Source organism: Prauserella muralis (assembly GCF_003202285.1).
Taxonomy (GTDB): domain Bacteria; phylum Actinomycetota; class Actinomycetes; order Mycobacteriales; family Pseudonocardiaceae; genus Prauserella_B; species Prauserella_B muralis.
The window spans coordinates 242,468-258,851 of the sequence record NZ_MASW01000002.1 but is presented as its reverse complement, the minus strand read 5'-3'; the positions used below and the strand labels follow the sequence as shown (position 1 = coordinate 258,851).

The 16,384-nt window shown below is 72.2% G+C and carries 13 protein-coding genes and 1 pseudogene; 10 read left to right on the top strand and 4 right to left on the bottom strand.

Going from position 1 to position 16,384, the window contains the following annotated elements; translation table 11 throughout:
* Positions 1 to 309: 309 nt before the first annotated feature.
* The 10 genes and pseudogenes from BAY60_RS12265 (at position 310) to BAY60_RS12220 (ending at position 9,413) form a co-directional block, all read left to right on the top strand.
* Positions 310 to 1,110, top strand: a complete 801-nt coding sequence (locus tag BAY60_RS12265; RefSeq protein ID WP_112281079.1) for an MlaE family ABC transporter permease — start codon at positions 310 to 312, stop codon at positions 1,108 to 1,110.
* A pseudogene (locus BAY60_RS12260) lies at positions 1,110 to 1,987 on the top strand (MlaE family ABC transporter permease). Before BAY60_RS12265 ends, BAY60_RS12260 begins: the two are co-directional and overlap by 1 nt.
* Complete coding sequence (locus BAY60_RS12255) at positions 1,984 to 3,210, top strand: MCE family protein (RefSeq protein ID WP_112281078.1); 1,227 nt, start codon at positions 1,984 to 1,986, stop codon at positions 3,208 to 3,210. Before BAY60_RS12260 ends, BAY60_RS12255 begins: the two are co-directional and overlap by 4 nt.
* On the top strand, positions 3,207 to 4,208 hold the full coding sequence (locus tag BAY60_RS12250) for an MCE family protein (RefSeq protein ID WP_112281077.1): 1,002 nt from the start codon (positions 3,207 to 3,209) through the stop codon (positions 4,206 to 4,208). Before BAY60_RS12255 ends, BAY60_RS12250 begins: the two co-directional genes overlap by 4 nt.
* Positions 4,205 to 5,200 carry an MCE family protein gene (locus tag BAY60_RS12245; protein ID WP_112281076.1) on the top strand — a complete coding sequence of 332 codons (996 nt, stop codon included), beginning with the start codon at positions 4,205 to 4,207 and terminating at the stop codon, positions 5,198 to 5,200. The genes BAY60_RS12250 and BAY60_RS12245 overlap by 4 nt, the downstream gene beginning before the upstream one ends.
* A complete protein-coding gene (locus tag BAY60_RS12240; protein WP_112281075.1) occupies positions 5,197 to 6,183 on the top strand; it encodes an MCE family protein in 987 nt (328 codons plus the stop codon). The genes BAY60_RS12245 and BAY60_RS12240 overlap by 4 nt, the downstream gene beginning before the upstream one ends.
* Positions 6,183 to 7,229 (top strand): MCE family protein, encoded by a 1,047-nt coding sequence (locus BAY60_RS12235; RefSeq protein WP_112281074.1) that lies wholly within the window; start codon positions 6,183 to 6,185, stop codon positions 7,227 to 7,229. The genes BAY60_RS12240 and BAY60_RS12235 overlap by 1 nt, the downstream gene beginning before the upstream one ends.
* A complete protein-coding gene (locus BAY60_RS12230; RefSeq protein WP_112281073.1) occupies positions 7,229 to 8,422 on the top strand; it encodes an MCE family protein in 1,194 nt (397 codons plus the stop codon). The genes BAY60_RS12235 and BAY60_RS12230 overlap by 1 nt, the downstream gene beginning before the upstream one ends.
* On the top strand, positions 8,407 to 8,919 hold the full coding sequence (locus tag BAY60_RS12225) for a hypothetical protein (protein WP_112281072.1): 513 nt from the start codon (positions 8,407 to 8,409) through the stop codon (positions 8,917 to 8,919). The genes BAY60_RS12230 and BAY60_RS12225 overlap by 16 nt, the downstream gene beginning before the upstream one ends.
* Positions 8,916 to 9,413: a hypothetical protein gene (locus BAY60_RS12220; protein WP_245992461.1), complete on the top strand. Its 498-nt coding sequence runs from the start codon at positions 8,916 to 8,918 to the stop codon at positions 9,411 to 9,413. Before BAY60_RS12225 ends, BAY60_RS12220 begins: the two co-directional genes overlap by 4 nt.
* A 15-nt stretch (positions 9,414 to 9,428) precedes the next feature.
* On the opposite strand, the gene BAY60_RS12215 is transcribed toward BAY60_RS12220, so the two are convergent.
* From BAY60_RS12215 to BAY60_RS12200, 4 genes are all read right to left on the bottom strand, one after another.
* Positions 9,429 to 10,673 carry a PucR family transcriptional regulator gene (locus BAY60_RS12215; RefSeq protein ID WP_425466465.1) on the bottom strand — a complete coding sequence of 415 codons (1,245 nt, stop codon included), beginning with the start codon at positions 10,671 to 10,673 and terminating at the stop codon, positions 9,429 to 9,431.
* Positions 10,674 to 10,830: 157 nt separating this feature from the next.
* Positions 10,831 to 11,652: an arginase family protein gene (locus tag BAY60_RS12210; RefSeq protein WP_112281070.1), complete on the bottom strand. Its 822-nt coding sequence runs from the start codon at positions 11,650 to 11,652 to the stop codon at positions 10,831 to 10,833.
* Positions 11,653 to 11,945: 293 nt separating this feature from the next.
* Entirely contained in the window at positions 11,946 to 15,320 is a 3,375-nt protein-coding gene (locus tag BAY60_RS12205) for a pyruvate carboxylase (RefSeq protein ID WP_112281069.1), read from the bottom strand.
* Between the two features lie 90 nt (positions 15,321 to 15,410).
* A complete protein-coding gene (locus BAY60_RS12200; RefSeq protein ID WP_112281068.1) occupies positions 15,411 to 16,355 on the bottom strand; it encodes a S8 family peptidase in 945 nt (314 codons plus the stop codon).
* Positions 16,356 to 16,384 lie beyond the last annotated feature (29 nt).

Below are 16,384 nucleotides of genomic sequence, written 5' to 3'. Positions count from 1 at the left end.
GGCATTCGCTGTCCGCGATACCTACCGGCGAGTACGTTAGCGCGTCGGCCGGGGTGTCACAAGAAAGTGTCGCCGACCTTCCACGACAGTTCGCCCATCCGGCCGACAGGTTGTCACGAAATCACAGCAGCCCGGACATTTATTGGCACCCACCTGCGTATTCTCCAGCCTTGCTCACGACGGTACAAACCGCGGGAACGTTTTTGTAAGAAATGGACAAGAATTGGCTCGCAACCATTTCGCCGGGTGGCCGTTATTGTCGGCAGAGACCTCGAATCCGGCTGGAGAAACGCGACCGAAGGAGTTGTGGTGAATCTCGAAGCCGACCGCCGTCGCGGCACGTTTCCCGGCGCGGCGGCGATCCGGCAGACCGGGCGGCTCTACGCGCTCGCCCTGGACGTCGTGCGCTGCATTCCGAAGCGGCCGTTTCAGTTCCGCGAGTTCGTGCAGCAGTTCTGGTTCATCGCGAGCGTCTCGATCCTGCCCACGGCGCTGGTCGCGATCCCGTTCGGCGGGGTCATCGCGCTGCACGTCGGCTCGCTGACCACCCAGATCGGCGCCCAGTCGTTCACCGGCGCGGCCAGCGTGCTCGCGATCATCCAGCAGGCCAGCCCCATCGTCACCGCCCTGCTCATCGCGGGCGCGGGCGGCTCGGCGATGTGTGCCGACCTCGGCTCACGCACCATCCGCGAGGAGATCGCCGCGATGGAGGTGCTCGGCGTCAACCCGGTGCAGCGGCTGGTCGTGCCGCGCGTGCTCGCGGCGATGGCGGTCGCGGTGTTCCTCAACGGCATGGTCAGCGTGGTCGGCGTGCTGGGCGGCTACTTCTTCAACGTCGTCATGCAGGACGGCACACCCGGTGCCTACCTGGCCAGCTTCTCCGCACTCGCCCAGCTGCCGGACCTGTGGATCAGCGAGCTCAAGGCGCTGATCTTCGGGTTCGTCGCCGGGGTGGTCGCCGCCTATCGCGGGCTCAACCCGGCGCCGGGCCCGAAAGGGGTGGGCGACGCGGTGAACCAGTCGGTGGTCATCACCTTCCTGCTGCTCTTCGGCGTCAACCTCGTGCTCACCACGCTGTATCTGCAGCTCGTGCCGCCGAAGGGGATGTGATGGCGCCGTCCACCTCGACCTCCGCATCGGCCTCGACCGCCGCCTCCCGTCCCGCCCGCCTCGCCTCGGCGGTCGACCGGCGCTTCGGGTTCCTCGACACCCTCGGCGAGGCGATCCTGTTCTTCCTGCGCGCGCTCGCCTGGACACCGCGCACGCTGCGCCGCTACCTGCGCGAGGTGATCCGGCTGCTGGCCGAGGTGAGCTTCGGCAGCGGGGCGCTCGCCGTCATCGGCGGCACGATCGGCGTGATGGTGGGCATGACGATGTTCACCGGGGTCGTCGTGGGCCTGCAGGGCTACACCGCGCTCAACCAGGTCGGCACGGCCGCCTTCGCCGGGTTCATCTCCGCCTACTTCAACACCCGCGAGATCGCGCCCCTGGTGGCCGGGCTCGCGCTGTCGGCCACCGTGGGCTGCGGCTTCACCGCACAGCTCGGCGCGATGCGCATCTCCGAGGAGATCGACGCGCTCGAGGTGATGGGCGTGCCCAGCGTGCCGTACCTGGTGACCACGCGCATCGTCGCCGGGTCGTCGCCATCATCCCGCTGTACGCCATCGGCCTGCTCACCTCCTACCTCGCGTCGCGGCAGATCACCGTGTGGTTCTTCGGCCAGTCGGAGGGCACCTACGACCACTACTTCGCCCTGTTCCTCCCGCCGGAGGACGTGTTGTGGTCGTTCGGGAAGGTGCTGCTGTTCAGCGTCGTGGTGGTGCTCACCCACTGCTTCTACGGTTTCCGCGCCGCCGGAGGGCCCGCCGGGGTCGGCGTGGCCGTCGGCCGCGCGGTGCGCACGGCCATCGTCGCCGTCGCGGTCATCGACTTCTTCGCGAGCCTCGCCATCTGGGGCGCCACGACGACGGTGCGGGTGGCGGGATGAGAAAGCTCGGGGTCAGGGCGGCGGGGGTGGCGTTCCTGCTGGTGCTGGGACTGCTCATCTCACTGTCGGTGCGCGTGTACAACAAGGACTTCGTCGCGGCGGTGCTGGTGACGCTGCGCACCGACCACATCGGCAACCAGCTCCGGGAGTCCTCCGACGTCAAGGCGCGCGGTGTGCTCGTCGGCGAGGTGCGCTCGGTACGCAGCTCGGGCGAGGGCGCCGAGATCCTGCTGGCCCTGGACCCGGACACCGTCGACCGGCTGCCCAGGGACGTCACGGCGCTGCTGATCCCGAAGACACTGTTCGGCGAACGCTACGTGCAGCTGTCCATTCCGGACGAATCCACCGCCCCACCGCTGGCCGAGGGCGACGTGATCTCGCAGGACCGCTCCGCCAACGCGATCGAGCTGGAGCGGGTCTTCGACAACCTGCTGCCCGTGCTGCAGGCCGTGCAGCCACAGAAGCTCGCGAGCACGCTGACCGCCGTGTCCACGGCGCTGGAGGGACGCGGCGAGCAACTGGGCGACACACTCGTCGCCGCGGCGGACTACCTGGACGAGTTCAACCCGAACCTGCCCCGGCTCGGTGAGAACATCCGCGACCTTGCCGCGGTCAGCCGCCTGTACGGCGACATCGCGCCCGACGTGCTGGACGCACTCACCGATACCGCCGTCACGCTGGACACGGTCGCCGAGCAGGGCACCGAGCTGGACCTGCTGTACGCGCAGGTCACCACGACCTCGCAGGACGTGGGGCGGTTCCTGCGCGCCAACCGGGACAACCTCATCCAGCTGACGGCCACCAGCCGCGAGCCGCTGGAGCTGGCGGCCCGCTACTCCCCCGGTTTCCCGTGCACGCTCAAGGCGCTGGCGGACCTGAAACCGGCGATGGACACCGTGCTGGGCGCGGGAACCGGCGAGCCGGGGCTGCACTTCCAGGCGACGGTGACGCCCTCGCGTGGCAAGTACGTGCCGGGCGCCGACGACCCGGTGTACGACGCCACCGGCGGGCCGCGCTGCTATCCGAGTGGTGTCGCGCCCACCACGGGCGTCGCGGCGGCGGTACCGGGCAGTGCCGGGCACCCGCTGCTCGCCGACGACCTCGGGCTGCCCAACTCCCCGCAGGAGCGTGAGTTGCTGTCGACGCTCGTCGCCGACGCGCCGCCCTGGGCGAGCGTGCTCGTCGGGCCGCTGTACCGCGGAGTGGAGGTGGAGCTGACATGAAAGGGGCGCTCGCCAAAGGGCTGCTGTTCGTGCTCGTCACCGGCCTCGCCACGGCGCTGCTCGCGGTGTCCATCGGCAACACCGGGGTCGGCGACCGCGTCGCCTACAGCGCCCGGTTCACCGACGTCACCTCCCTCAATCCCGGCGACGACGTGCGCATCTCCGGGGTCCGCGTGGGTCAGGTGGACGAGCTGGCCGTGGTGGACGCACACCTCGCGCTCGTGCGCTTCTCCGTCGAACGTGGCCGGGAACTGCCCGCCGACGTCACCGCCACCATCCGCTACCGCAACATGATCGGCCAGCGCTACCTCGCCCTCGACCGCGGCGACGAGCCCGCCCAGGGCACGCTGGCGCCCGGCTCGGAGATCCCGCTGGAACGCACGACGCCTGCGCTCGACCTCACGGAGCTGTTCAACGGCTTCCAGCCGCTGTTCCAGGCGCTCTCGCCGCAGGACGTGAACCAGCTCTCCGGCGAGATCGTGCGGGTGCTGCAGGGCGAGGGCGGCACCGTGGAGAGCCTGCTCGCCCACACGGGATCGCTCACCGCCACCCTCGCCGGCCGCGACCGGGTGATCGGCGAGGTCATCGACAACCTCAACTCCGTGCTGCGGACCGTCAACGGCGAGGGCGACGCGCTGTCCACTCTGGTCTCCACCCTGCAGCGGCTGGTCACCGGCCTCGCCGAGGACCGCGCCGCCATCGGGGAGTCGATCGAGGGCATGGCGCGGCTGACGACCGCCACCGCCGGGCTCTTCGAGCAGGCCAGGAAACCGTTGAAGGACAGCATCGCCGGGCTCGGGGTGCTCTCCCGCAACCTGGCCACCGGCGAGCCGGAGCTGGACGCCTTCCTGACCACGCTGCCGGAGAAGTTCACCGCGCTCGGCCGCACGGCGTCCTACGGCTCGTGGCTGAACTTCTATCTGTGCGAAGGGATTCTGCTCACCGACCCGGAGCAGGGCCACCGGCCGGACCCGATGCCCGAGAGGTGCCTGCGATGAGAAGCTTCCGCGAGCGCAACCCGATCACGCTCGGCGTGGTGGGCACGGTGGTCATCGCCGCCGTCGCCGCCGCGGTGTTCGGCTACGAGGACCTGCCCATCGTCGGCGGCGGCACCACGTACCGGGCCGAGTTCAGCGAGGCGGCCGGGCTGGTGCCCGCCAACGAGGTGCGCGTCGCCGGCATCAAGGTCGGCGAGGTCACCGACGTCGGTCTCGCCGAGGACCGCGTGCTCGTCACCTTCCGCGTGAGCGACGCCTGGGTGGGCGACCGCACCACCGCCGAGATCAAGATCAAAACCCTGCTGGGGCAGAAGTTCCTCGCCCTGCACCCGGTGGGCGAGGCCGGGCAGGACCCGGACGTGCCCATCCCGCTGGAGCGCACCACCACCCCCTACGACGTGACGACGGCGTTCGAGGGACTCGCCACCACGGCGGAAGCCATCGACACCGAGCAGCTGGCGCGCAGCTTCCGCACGATGTCGGAGACCTTCGCCGACTCGCCCCGGCACGTGCGCACGGCGCTGGACGGGCTCAGCGCCCTGTCGCGCACCATCGCCTCCCGCGACGCCGAGCTCGCGGAGCTGCTCGGCAACGCACACACGATCTCGGCGACGCTGGCGTCCTCCAGCGACGAGTTCCGGCGCCTCATCGACGACGGCAACCTGCTGCTCACCGAACTGGACCACCGCAGGACCGCCATCCACGGCCTGCTGACCGGCGCCGAACGGCTCGCCACGCAGATCTCCGGGCTGGTCGCCGACAACCGCGACCAGCTGGCCCCTGCGCTGGCGCAGCTCGACACGGTGACCACGATCCTGCGGCGGCACACCGCCGACCTCGACCGCGGGCTGAAGCTCGCCGGGCCGTACTTCCGGCTGGTCACCAACGCGGCAGGCAACGGGCGGTGGATCGACACCTACCTCTGCGGGCTGGTGGACGGCAACCGTGCGCCGTGCAGGCCACCCCGCCCTGGCGAGGGAGGTGGCTCGTGACCGCGACCAGGCTACGGCTGCTGCTGACGGTGCTGGTGGTGCTGGGGCTGCTGCTGGCCACGGGCCTGTGGTGGGTCCTCGCCCGCGACGGCGACCCCCGCGTCACCGCCTACTTCACCCGTGCCGTCGGCGTGTACCCCGGTTCCGACGTGCGGGTGCTCGGCGTGCGCGTCGGCGAGGTCGAGGCGGTGACGCCGCGCGGGGAGCGGGTGGAGGTGGTGCTGCGCGTCGAACGGGACGCGCCCGTCGCGGCGGACACCCGCGCCGTCGTGGTGGCCCCGAGCGTGGTCGCCGACCGCTACGTGCAGCTACCCGACCTGGCAGCCGGCGGGCCCCGGATCGCCGACGGCGCCATGATCCCCGCCGGGCGCACCGCCACGCCCGTCGAGCTGGACCAGCTCTACGCCAGCCTCAACGACCTCGTCACCGCGCTCGGACCGGACGGCGCCAACGCACGCGGGGCGCTGTCGGACCTGCTCGACACCGGCGCCGCGAACCTCCACGGCAACGGTGCCGCGTTCAACGAGTCGGTGCGCCACGTCGCCGACCTCGCGCGCACGCTCGCCGGGTCCGAGGACGACCTGTTCGGCACCGTCGAGCAGCTGAGCCGGTTCACCGGGATGCTGGCAGGCAACGACAGCCGGGTGCGGCAGGCCACCGACCAGCTCGCGCGGGTCTGGCAGACGCTGTCCGCCGACCGCGACGAACTGTCCGCCGCACTGCGCACGCTGGGCACCGCGCTCGGCGAGATCCAGGCGTTCATCCGCGACAACCGCGCGGCCGTCAAGTCCAATGTCGACAAACTGGCGGGTACCACGCAGCTGCTCACCGACCAGCGCGCGTCCCTGGCCGAGGCGCTGGACGCCGCACCGCTGGCCGCCGACAACGTGCTGCGGGCGTTCGATCCGGACAGCGGCACCCTGCAGGGCCGCACGAACCTGCTCGAGTACCTGCCCGTGCCGGCCACCGGAGGTGAGGGCTGATGCGGCTGCGCGCGCTCGTGGTGACCGTGGCGCTGGGGGTCGCCGTCGCCGGCTGCGCCCCCTCCGGGTTCGACGGCGTCCACGACCTGCCGCTGCCCGGCGGAGCGGACGTCGGCGAGCACCCCTACCGCGTCACCGCCCAGTTCCGCGACGTGCTCGACCTGGTGCCGCACGCGGCAGTGAAGGTCAACGACGTGCCGGTCGGGCGGGTCGAGTCCATCACGCTCCGCGGCGACGACGGCTGGACGGCGCAGGCGCTGCTCGTGGTCAACGGCGACGTGCGGCTGCCGGCCAACGCGCTGGCCAACATCCGTCAGTCGAGCCTGCTCGGCGAGAAGTTCGTGGAGCTGGCCGCGCCCCGCGAGCGCCGGGGCGAGCGCGCGGGCAGGCTCACCGACGGCGCGGTGATCCCCGTGGCCCGCACCAACCGGCATCCCGAGGTCGAGGAGGTCTTCGGCGCGCTGTCGCTGCTGCTCAACGGTGGCGGGATCGCGCAGCTGCGCACGATCAACCGGGAGCTGTCGAGCGCGCTGTCCGGCAACGAGCGGCAGCTGCGCTCGTTCCTCTCCGGGGTGGAGACGCTGGTGTCCGATCTGGACGGCCGCCGCTCCGACATCACCGAGGCGCTGGACGGGCTCAACCGGCTCGCCTCGACGCTGCGTGGCCGCCAGGCGCAGATCACCGGGGCCCTCAACGACCTCACTCCGGGCCTCGCGGAGCTGTCCCGGCAGCGGGACGCGCTGGTGACGATGCTGCGCTCGCTGGACGAGCTCTCCGGCGTCGCGGTGGACGTCATCGACCGCACCCGGGAGGACCTGGTGGCCGATCTGAAGGCGCTGGCCCCCATCCTGCACCGGCTCGCCGACGCCGGTCAGGACCTGCCGGAGGCGCTGGAGATCCTGCCGACGTTCCCGTTCACCGACGCGGTGCTCGACGGCGTGCGCGGCGACTACCTCAACGCCTTCGTCGAGCTGGTGCCCTCGGACGACTACACGGAACCGATCCCGCCACTGCCCGTCCCCCCAACGGACGGGGGCGGATCCTGATGCTCACCCTGAGGATCCGGGTGCAGGTGCTGGCGTTCGTGGTGATCGCGCTGTCGGCCGTGGCGTTCGTCGGCGCCAGCTACGCCGGGCTCGGCAGGCTGTTCGGCGGCGGGTACCTCGTGCGGCTCCAGCTGGCCGAGGCGGGTGGCATCTTCACGGGCGGTGAGGTGACCTATCGCGGCGTGGCGGTGGGCAGGGTCGGCGAGCTGCGGCTCACCGACGAGGGCATGGAGGCCGACCTGCACATCGAGGACGAGGCGCCGCCGATACCGGTGAACTCGCGGGCGGTGGTGGCCAACCGCTCGGCGGTCGGCGAGCAGTACGTGGACCTGCAGCCGCGCACCGCCGACGGCCCCTACCTGACCGACGGCGCCGTGATCCCACGCGAGGTGACGACCGTGCCGCTGCGGGTGGAGACGCTGCTCGGCAACCTGAGCGCGTTCACCGAGTCGGTGCCGACCGACTCGCTGCGGGTGGTGGTGGACGAGCTGCACGACGCGCTGCGCGGCACCGGCCCGAGCCTGCAGGTGCTGCTGGACTCCTCGGACCGGTTCACCCGCGCCGCCGCCGCGCACCTGCCGCAGACCAGTGCGCTCATCGACGACGGCGCCACCGTGCTGCGCACGCAGGCCGAGTCGTCACGGGCGTGGCACTCGTTCGCCGGGGACGCCAGACGGTTCGCCGCCGAGCTGGCCGCCTCCGACGGCGACCTGCGCCGCCTCATCGGCACGGCACCGCAGGCGGCGACGCAGCTGAGCGGCCTGCTCGACGACACCAACCCCGGCCTTTCGGTGCTCGTGGCGAACCTGCTCACCACGTCCCGGCTGTTCGCCACGCGGGACGCGGGCATGGAGCACCTGTTCGTCACCCTGCCCCGCAGCGTCGCGGCGACGTCCACGGCCATCACCCCGGACGGCGGGCACCTGTCGCTGGCGCTGACGTTCTTCGACCCGCCGCCGTGTGTGCGGGGCTACGAGGGCACGCGTTACCGCGACGGCGAGGACACCTCACCGGCGCCGTTCAACACCGGCGCGGCGTGCACCCTGCCGCGGGGCAGCGCGCCTTCCGTGCGCGGCTCGCAGCACGCGCCCCGCGGCGGGGTCCCGGAGGCCGCCGTGCCGGGGCAGGGGCGCGCCGGGGCGTTGCCCGCTGTCGCGACCAGTCTGGAGGAGCTGCTGTGGCTCGACGAGTGACCGTGCTGGCGGCGGCCGCCCTGGTGGCCGCGGGCCTGTTCGCCGGGTGGGGCGCCTGGTCGTGGCTGACCGCCGCGCGCGACGACACCCTGGCCGCCGCGGCCGCACGCGACGAGGCGCTGCGCGCGGGCCGTGAGCACGTGGCGCAGGTGACGACGCTCGACTACCGCGACGTGGAGGCGGGCATCCGGCGCTGGCTCGCCGTGTCCACGGGCCCGCTGCGCGACGAGTACGCCGCCACCGACGAACGCACACGCACGCGGCTGCGCGAGGGCGGGACCGTGGCGACGGGGCGCGTGCTGGAGGCCGCGCTGAGCGAGCTGGACGTCGAGGCCGGAACCGCGAAGATGCTGGTGTCGGTGGAGATCACCACTGCGAGGGACGGCACGGAGCCCGCCGCCACGCGCAACCGGTTCGTCGCGGGCCTGCGGCGCACCGACGGTGGCTGGAAGCTCAGCGCGCTCGACGCGGTTCCCGTGGGAGGCGGTGCGTCGTGAGGCGGTTGCCGATGGTGCTGTTCGCCGCGGCGGTGCTGCTCGCCGGGCTGGGCACCTGGTTCTCGGTGGAGGCCTCCGGCCTGCGCTCGGCGGAGTCGGCGCGCAACGCCGCGCTGGTGGACGCCGAGGCGACCGCCGAGGTGAGTGCGGCGGTGACCAGCACGCTGAGCAAGGTGTTCTCCTACGCGCACGACGACACCGCCGCCACCGAGCGAGCGGCACGGCGGCTGCTGCGCGGCGAGGCACGGCAGGCCTACGCCCGGCTGTTCACGCAGGTGCGCGCGCGGGCGCCGGAGCAGCGGCTGACGGTCACGACGCACGTCGTGGGCACGGCCGTGCGCTCGCTCACCGGCGAGCAGGCCCAGGTGCTCGCGTTTCTCGACCAGGCGGCGACCCGGGGCGAGGGCAGGCCGAGCGCCGCCGCGGCGCAGCTGCTGGTCACCGTCCAGCGGGCAGGCGAGCGCTGGGTGGTCACCGGCCTGCGGCCACGCTGAGCGGCGAGCTCCGGCTCACCTCGGCAGGCGCGGCTCCGGCAGGCGGGCTGCGGCCGGCGCAGCCGGACCGCCTCGCCGCAGCGACCGCACCGCCACCTCCAGCTCGAACCGGGCGTCCGGGTCGTGCAGGCGCTGCCCGAACGTCGCCTCCAGCTGCCGCATCCGGTAACGCACGGTCTGCGGGTGCACGCGCAGCCGCCCGGCGATGCCGTGCACGTTGCCCTGCGCGTCGAGCCACGCGCGCAGGGTCTCGATCATGCGCTCCCGCTGCTTCGGGGTGAGACCGCCCAGCAACGACAGCAGGCGCTGGCGCAACCTGGCGACCAGGGTCTCGTCGGAATGCAGCAGCAGCACGGGAAGGCACTCGTCCGACCACGTCACCCTGCTGGCGGGCAGGACGCCCTCGTCGACGAGCGCGAGCGCCCTGCGCGCCCAGCGCAGCGCGTCGGCGACCTCGCGCAGCGGGACGCACGCGCCGACGGCGAACCTGCACTGCGGCAACGCCTCCTGCAGCGCGGTCACGCGCTCGCGGGTCGCAGCGCCGGGCAGCAGCACGTGTGGCTCCCGCGCGCCGAGTTCGGTGAGCACGTCGGCGTCGAGGTCGGGATGCGCGGGCGGGGCGGCGCGGTACAGCGGCCGCACCGCCACCGGAGTCGCCGTGGCCGGGACGGTCCAGCCGACGAGCTGGGCCAGCTCCTCGATCGCCTCCGCGGGCGCGGCGGGCCGTTCGACGATGAGCTGCAGCAGCCTGCGCCGCCACGTGTGGACCGCGTCCGCGGTGCCCGCCTTCGCCTCCAGGTAGCCGTCGAGTGCCACGGAGGCGAGCTCGTCCATGAACGCCAGCATGCGGTCGGCCAGCTGGGACATCACCGCCGACGAGAACCCGCTCTGCCTGCCGACCCGCATGATGCGCCGCCACGCCACGCGCGCGCCCATCCGGTAGGCGGCCTGGAGCGTGTCCAGGCTGCGGCCCTCGCGCATCTCGTACTGCCCGAGCCGCCGGTGCACCTCGTGTGCGTTGTCCTTGGAGGCGCTCGGGTCGGCGATCTGCTGCACGAACAGGCGGATCGCCTGCTGCACGCCCGCGCGGATCGACTTGCCGTACGGACCGTCGAGCGGGCGGCGGTACTCCGGAATCAGCGCGCGGATCTCGGTGATGATCTCCTCGGCGACGCTCTCCAGCTCCGGCCGCATGATGTCGGCGAGCCGTCCCGGCAGAACGGGAGCGTCCGCCGGATCGTCAAGCACGTGCCCGGCCACGTCACAACTCCTTCCCCACAGTCCTTGGAGGGTGACATGGAGCACATCGAAAACGGGGTGCGGAATGTATCACCCGGCCAGCAAAAGACCCATTTCCTTGGCGGGCGGTGACACATTCCTCCGCGAAGGCTGTGCGTGGGTGACAAGAATTGCGGTGTCAATCCGCCAGTAGTCGGTTGAGCGTCTCGAACAGGGGGGCCAGGGCGCGCAGTTCGTCCCGCGTCGTGCCGGAGCATTCGGTGACGGCCGCGCCGACGACGGCGACGTCGTCCAGACCTTCCAGCGCGGCGACGAGCTGGGCGACGGTGAGCCCGTCCGGCTCGGCGTAGTGGGTCGCCGTGAACTCGCCCGGATCGAGCACGTCGAGGTCGATGTGCACGTAGACCCGGTCGGCTCCGGCGGCGCGCAGCGTTCCGGTGAGGTCGCCGGGCGCGGCGGGCACCGGGACGTGCCGGGCGAGCCCGGCGGCGACGGCGTCCCGTTCGGCGGGGTCGAAGGACCGCGTGCCCGCCAGCACGGCGCGGCCGGGGGCCAGCGCCGGGCTCGCGGCGAAGTCCGGGTCGCCGTCGCCGAGCAGGGACCGCAGCACCATGCCGTGGTAGGCGCCGGACGGGGAGCTGGCGGCGGTGTTGAGGTCGGCGTGGGCGTCGAACCAGACGACGCCGAGCCGGTCGCCGTGGCGGTACCGGGCGACACCGACGGGAACCAGGTCGACGGCGCAGTCGCCGCCGATGGTGAGCACGGGCCCCTCCGGGGCCTCCAGCGCGGCCAGCTGGGCGGAGCGGTTGCGCAGCAGCGCGGACCTGTTGCCAATGCCGTCCACTGTGGAGGAAGGAGCCGGGTCGACGGGCACCTCGTGCACGGTGGCGTCCAGCACCTCGCCCGCCAGCGCGGCCAGCGCCCGGCATCCCGCGGGGAGCCGGTCGTCCGCGCCGGCCCACGACGCCCCCTGCCACTGCGGAACCGCCTGTACCAGCACGCCCCCACCCTAGCCGCGAGTCCTGCACTCCTGCCCGCGAGTCCTGCGCTGGGGCGACGGACACCCGCCGCCTCGAGCTCCCCAATGTGGCATTGGCAGCGCTCAACTTCCCCAATGCGGCATTCGTAGCGTTCAACGCCACCAATGCCGCATTGGGGAGCTCACCGGCACCCTGCTCACCGGAGACGAGCCCGACGCAGAACTCGCGGGTCTGGACGCAGAACTCGCGGGTCTGAGCGCAGAACTCGCGGGTCTGAGCGCAGGACTCGCGGGTCTGAGCGCAGGACTCGCGGTTACTCCAGGACGATGAGGAGGTCGCCGCCTTCCACCTGTTGCACGTTGTTGATGGCCAGCCGTTGCACGACGCCGCCCTCCTGGGCGGTGATCGCCGCCTCCATCTTCATCGCCTCGATGGTGGCGACGGTGGCGCCGGCCTCGATGCGGTCGCCCTCGGCGACCTGGGCCGTCACCACCCCCGCGAACGGCGCCGCGACGTGCTTCGGGTTGTTCTTGTCCGCCTTCTCCTTGGCAGGCAGGTCGGAGGCCACCGACCGGTCCCGCACCTGGATCGGCCGCAACTGGCCGTTCAGCGTCGCCATCACCGTGCGCATGCCGCGCTCGTCGGCCTCGCCGATCGCCTCCAGCTCGATGAGCAGCCGCACACCCGGCTCCAGGTCCACCGCGTACTCCTCGCCGGGGCGCAGCCCGTAGAAGAAGTCCTTGCTCGGCAGCACGCTCGTGTCACCGTAGGCCTCGCGGTGCGTCTCGAACTCCTTGGTCGGCCCGGGGAACAGCAGCCGGTTCAACGCCGCCCTGCGGTCCTTCTCCAGCTCCTCGCGGTCGGCCTCGGTCAGCTCGGCCACCGGCCTCGGCTCGGCCCTGCCCTCCAGCGCCTTGGTGCGGAACGGCTCCGGCCAGCCACCGGGCGGGTCGCCCAGCTCACCGCGCAGGAACCCGATCACCGAGTCCGGGATGTCGAACCTGCCCGGCTCGGCCTCGAACTCCTCGGGCGAGACACCCGCACCCACCAGGTGCAGTGCCAGGTCGCCGACGACCTTCGACGACGGCGTCACCTTCACCAGGTGGCCCAGGATCCGGTCGGCGGCGGCGTACATCGCCTCGATGTCCTCGAACCGGTCGCCGAGGCCCAGCGCCCGTGCCTGCGTGCGCAGGTTCGACAGCTGCCCGCCGGGGATCTCGTGGTGGTACACGCGACCCGTCGGCGACGCGAGGCCCGCCTCGAACGGCGCGTAGATCTTGCGCACGATCTCCCAGTACGGCTCCAGCTCGCCGATCGCCTGCAGGTCCAGGCCGGTGGGCCGGTCGGAGTAGTCGGTGGCCGCCACGATCGCCGACAGCGACGGCTGCGACGTCGTACCCGCCATCGACGCCACGGCACCGTCCACGGCGTCGGCACCCGCGCCGATCGCGGCCAGGTACGTGCCGAGCTGGCCGCCGGCCGTGTCGTGGGTATGGATGTGCACCGGCAGGTCGAACTCCCGCCGCAGTGCCGTCACCAGCTTCACCGCCGCGGGCGCCCGCAGCAGGCCGGCCATGTCCTTGATCGCCAGCACGTGCGCGCCTGCACCGACGATCTGCTCGGCCAGCTTCAGGTAGTAGTCGAGCGTGTAGACCTTCTCCGCCGGGTTCGACAGGTCGGAGGTGTAGCACATGGCCACCTCCGCGACCGCCGATCCGGTGGCGCGCACCGCCTCGATCGCGGGCCGCATCTGCTCGACGTCGTTGAGCGCGTCGAAGATGCGGAAGATGTCGATGCCGGTTTCCGTGGCCTCCTCCACGAAGGCGTCGGTGACCTCGGTCGGGTACGGCGTGTAACCGACGGTGTTGCGCCCGCGCAGCAGCATCTGCAGGCAGAGGTTCGGCATGGCCTCACGCAGCGCCGCCAGCCGCTCCCACGGGTCCTCGGCGAGGAACCGCAGCGCCACGTCGTAGGTGGCGCCACCCCAGCACTCCACCGACAGCAGCTGCGGCACCGTGCGCGCCACGACCGGCGCGATGGCCAGCAGGTCCTTGGTGCGCACGCGGGTGGCCAGCAGCGACTGGTGCGCGTCGCGGAAGGTCGTGTCGGTGACGCCCACCGTCGACGACTCCCTGATCCAGCGCGCGAAGCCCTCCGGGCCCAGCTCGGTGAGCTTCTGCTTCGACCCGGCGGGCGGTTCGCCCTCGGGCAGCGCGGGCACCTTGCGGTCCGGGTCGATGAGCCTCGGCCGCTCGCCGTTGGGCTTGTTCACCGTGACGTCGGCGAGGTAGGTCAGCAGGCGCGTGCCGCGGTCGGCGGAGTGCCGCGCGGTGAGCAGATGCGGCCGCTCCTCGATGAACGCCGTCGTGACTCGCCCTGCCTGGAAGTCCGGGTCGTCGAGCACCGCCTGCAGGAACGGGATGTTCGTCGCGACGCCGCGGATGCGGAACTCGGCCAGTGCGCGGCGCGCCCTGCCGACGGCGGTGGCGAACGTCCGGCCGCGGCAGGTGAGCTTGACGAGCATGGAGTCGAAGTGCGCGCTGATCTCCGTGCCGGAGAAGGCGGTGCCGCCGTCGAGCCGGATGCCGGAGCCGCCCGGCGAGCGGTAGGCGCTGATCATGCCGGTGTCGGGCCGGAACCCGTTGGCCGGGTCCTCGGTGGTGATGCGGCACTGCATCGCCGCACCGCGCAGGTAGACCTTCTCCTGTGCCAGGTCGAGGTCGGCCAGCGTCTGCCCCGAGGCGATGCGCAGCTGCGACTGCACCAGGTCGACGTCGGTGACCTCCTCGGTCACCGTGTGCTCCACCTGGATGCGCGGGTTCATCTCGATGAAGACGTGGTTGCCGTCGCGGTCGACGAGGAACTCCACCGTGCCCGCGTTCCGGTAGCCGATCTGGCGCGCGAACTTCACCGCGTCGGCGCAGATCCGCTCCCGCAGCTCCGGGTCGAGGTTCGGCGCGGGTGCCAGCTCGATCACCTTCTGGTGCCGCCGCTGCACCGAGCAGTCGCGCTCGAAGAGGTGGATGACGTTGCCCTCGCCGTCGGCGAGGATCTGTACCTCGATGTGCCGGGGCTCCACCACGGCCTTCTCCAGGAACACCGTGGGGTCGCCGAACGCCGACTCGGCCTCGCGCGAGGCGGCCTCGATCGCGTCCCGCAGCTGCGCGGGATCCTCGACGCGGCGCATGCCGCGGCCGCCACCACCGGCGACGGCCTTGACGAACACGGGAAAGCCCAGCTCCTCGGCCGCGGCGGCCAGGGCGTCCACATCGGACGACGGCGCCGACGAGCCGAGCACGGGCACCCCGGCCTCCCGGGCGGCGGCGACCGCACGGGCCTTGTTGCCGGTCAGCTCCAGGATGTCGGCGCTGGGACCGACGAAGGTGATGCCCGCGTCCTCACACGCCCGCGCCAGGTCGGGGTTCTCCGAGAGGAAGCCGTAGCCGGGATAGACCGCGTCGGCGCCCGCCCTGCGGGCGGCGCGCACGATCTCGTCCACCGACAGGTAGGCCCGCACGGGATGCCCCGGCTCGCCGATCTCGTAGGCCTCGTCGGCCTTGAGCCGGTGCAGTGAGTTGCGGTCCTCGTGCGGGAACACGGCAACCGTCCCGGCACCCAGCTCGTAAGCGGCACGGAACGCACGGATAGCGATCTCGCCACGGTTGGCGACGAGCACCTTGCGGAACATCCCCGGTCCTTCCCTTTTGTGCGGATCGGTCGCGAGGCACGTTACCTCGAAAGTCCCGCTGGTCGGGAGTTCACTCCCAAGTGATGGACCTCATCCGGGATTCTGCCCCCCGGACAGCGTACTGACCAGCCGGTTCACGGTCCGCTCCGGAACGCCACTCAGGGTGTCCGTCGTCGCGTTCGCCGTCAGCGCGTCGGCGACCTGCTGCGGCGTGGCCTCCGGGTGCCGCGACCGGTACAGCGCCGCCACGCCCGCGACGTGTGCCGCGGCCGCCGACGTCCCGGACAGCCGGGCCGTGCTCGCGCCGAGGCCGGGCGCCTCGATCTCCACGCCCGGCGCGTAGAGGTCGACGGCAGGGCCGAAGTTCGAGTCGGGAGCCGCCCTGTCCGCCCTGTCGCTCGCGGCGACGGTCAGCACCTCGGGAATGCGCGCGGGAGAGCTCTGCCCGGCGTCGGCGCCGGCGCCGCCCGCGGGCACGGCGACCGGCATCAGCTCGGCCAGGCCGCGCACGGCCTGGTCCACCGGCTCGCTCGCCGGTCCGCCGACGCCGATGACGGCCACCGCGGGCTGCGTGGCGTTGTTGGCCACCCAGTCGATGCCGGAGATGATGCTGAGCCCGTCGCCGCTGCCGTTCGCGTCGAGCACCCGCACCGGCACGATCCGCGCGGCCTTCGCGACCCCGTAGGCCTCTCCGGCGACGAGGCCGGCCAGGTTCGTGCCGTGCCCGTTGAGATCGGTGGGATGGTCGTCGCCGTCGACGAAGTCCTTGCCGCCGGAGACCCGGCCGCCGAAGTCGGGATGCGTGCCGTCGACGCCGGTGTCGATGACGTACACGGTCACGCCCGCGCCGTCGGAGTCGTAGGCGTAGCGCTGGTCGAGGGCCTCGCCGCCGGCTCGCTGGTCGATCCGGTCGAGCCCCCAGTTCGGCGGGTTGACCTGCTCACCGGCCTCGGCGTGCGCGACGGTCATGGTCGGCAGGGTCAGCAGGGTCGCGGCACAGACGGCGAGCAGGGCGCGTGGCAGTCGGTTTCCCATGCGCCCCCGTCTACCCCGCACGCGGCGAG

Bases quoted from the DNA above. Each gene is read 5' to 3' on its own strand.
- BAY60_RS12255 (WP_112281078.1), top strand. From the start codon at position 1,984: ATGAGAAAGCTCGGGGTCAGGGCGGCGGGGGTGGCGTTCCTGCTGGTG.
- BAY60_RS12250 (WP_112281077.1), top strand. From the start codon at position 3,207: ATGAAAGGGGCGCTCGCCAAAGGGCTGCTGTTCGTGCTCGTCACCGGC.
- BAY60_RS12245 (WP_112281076.1), top strand. From the start codon at position 4,205: ATGAGAAGCTTCCGCGAGCGCAACCCGATCACGCTCGGCGTGGTGGGC.
- BAY60_RS12235 (WP_112281074.1), top strand. From the start codon at position 6,183: ATGCGGCTGCGCGCGCTCGTGGTGACCGTGGCGCTGGGGGTCGCCGTC.
- BAY60_RS12230 (WP_112281073.1), top strand. From the start codon at position 7,229: ATGCTCACCCTGAGGATCCGGGTGCAGGTGCTGGCGTTCGTGGTGATC.
- BAY60_RS12205 (WP_112281069.1), bottom strand. From the start codon at position 15,320: ATGTTCCGCAAGGTGCTCGTCGCCAACCGTGGCGAGATCGCTATCCGT.
- BAY60_RS12200 (WP_112281068.1), bottom strand. From the start codon at position 16,355: ATGGGAAACCGACTGCCACGCGCCCTGCTCGCCGTCTGTGCCGCGACC.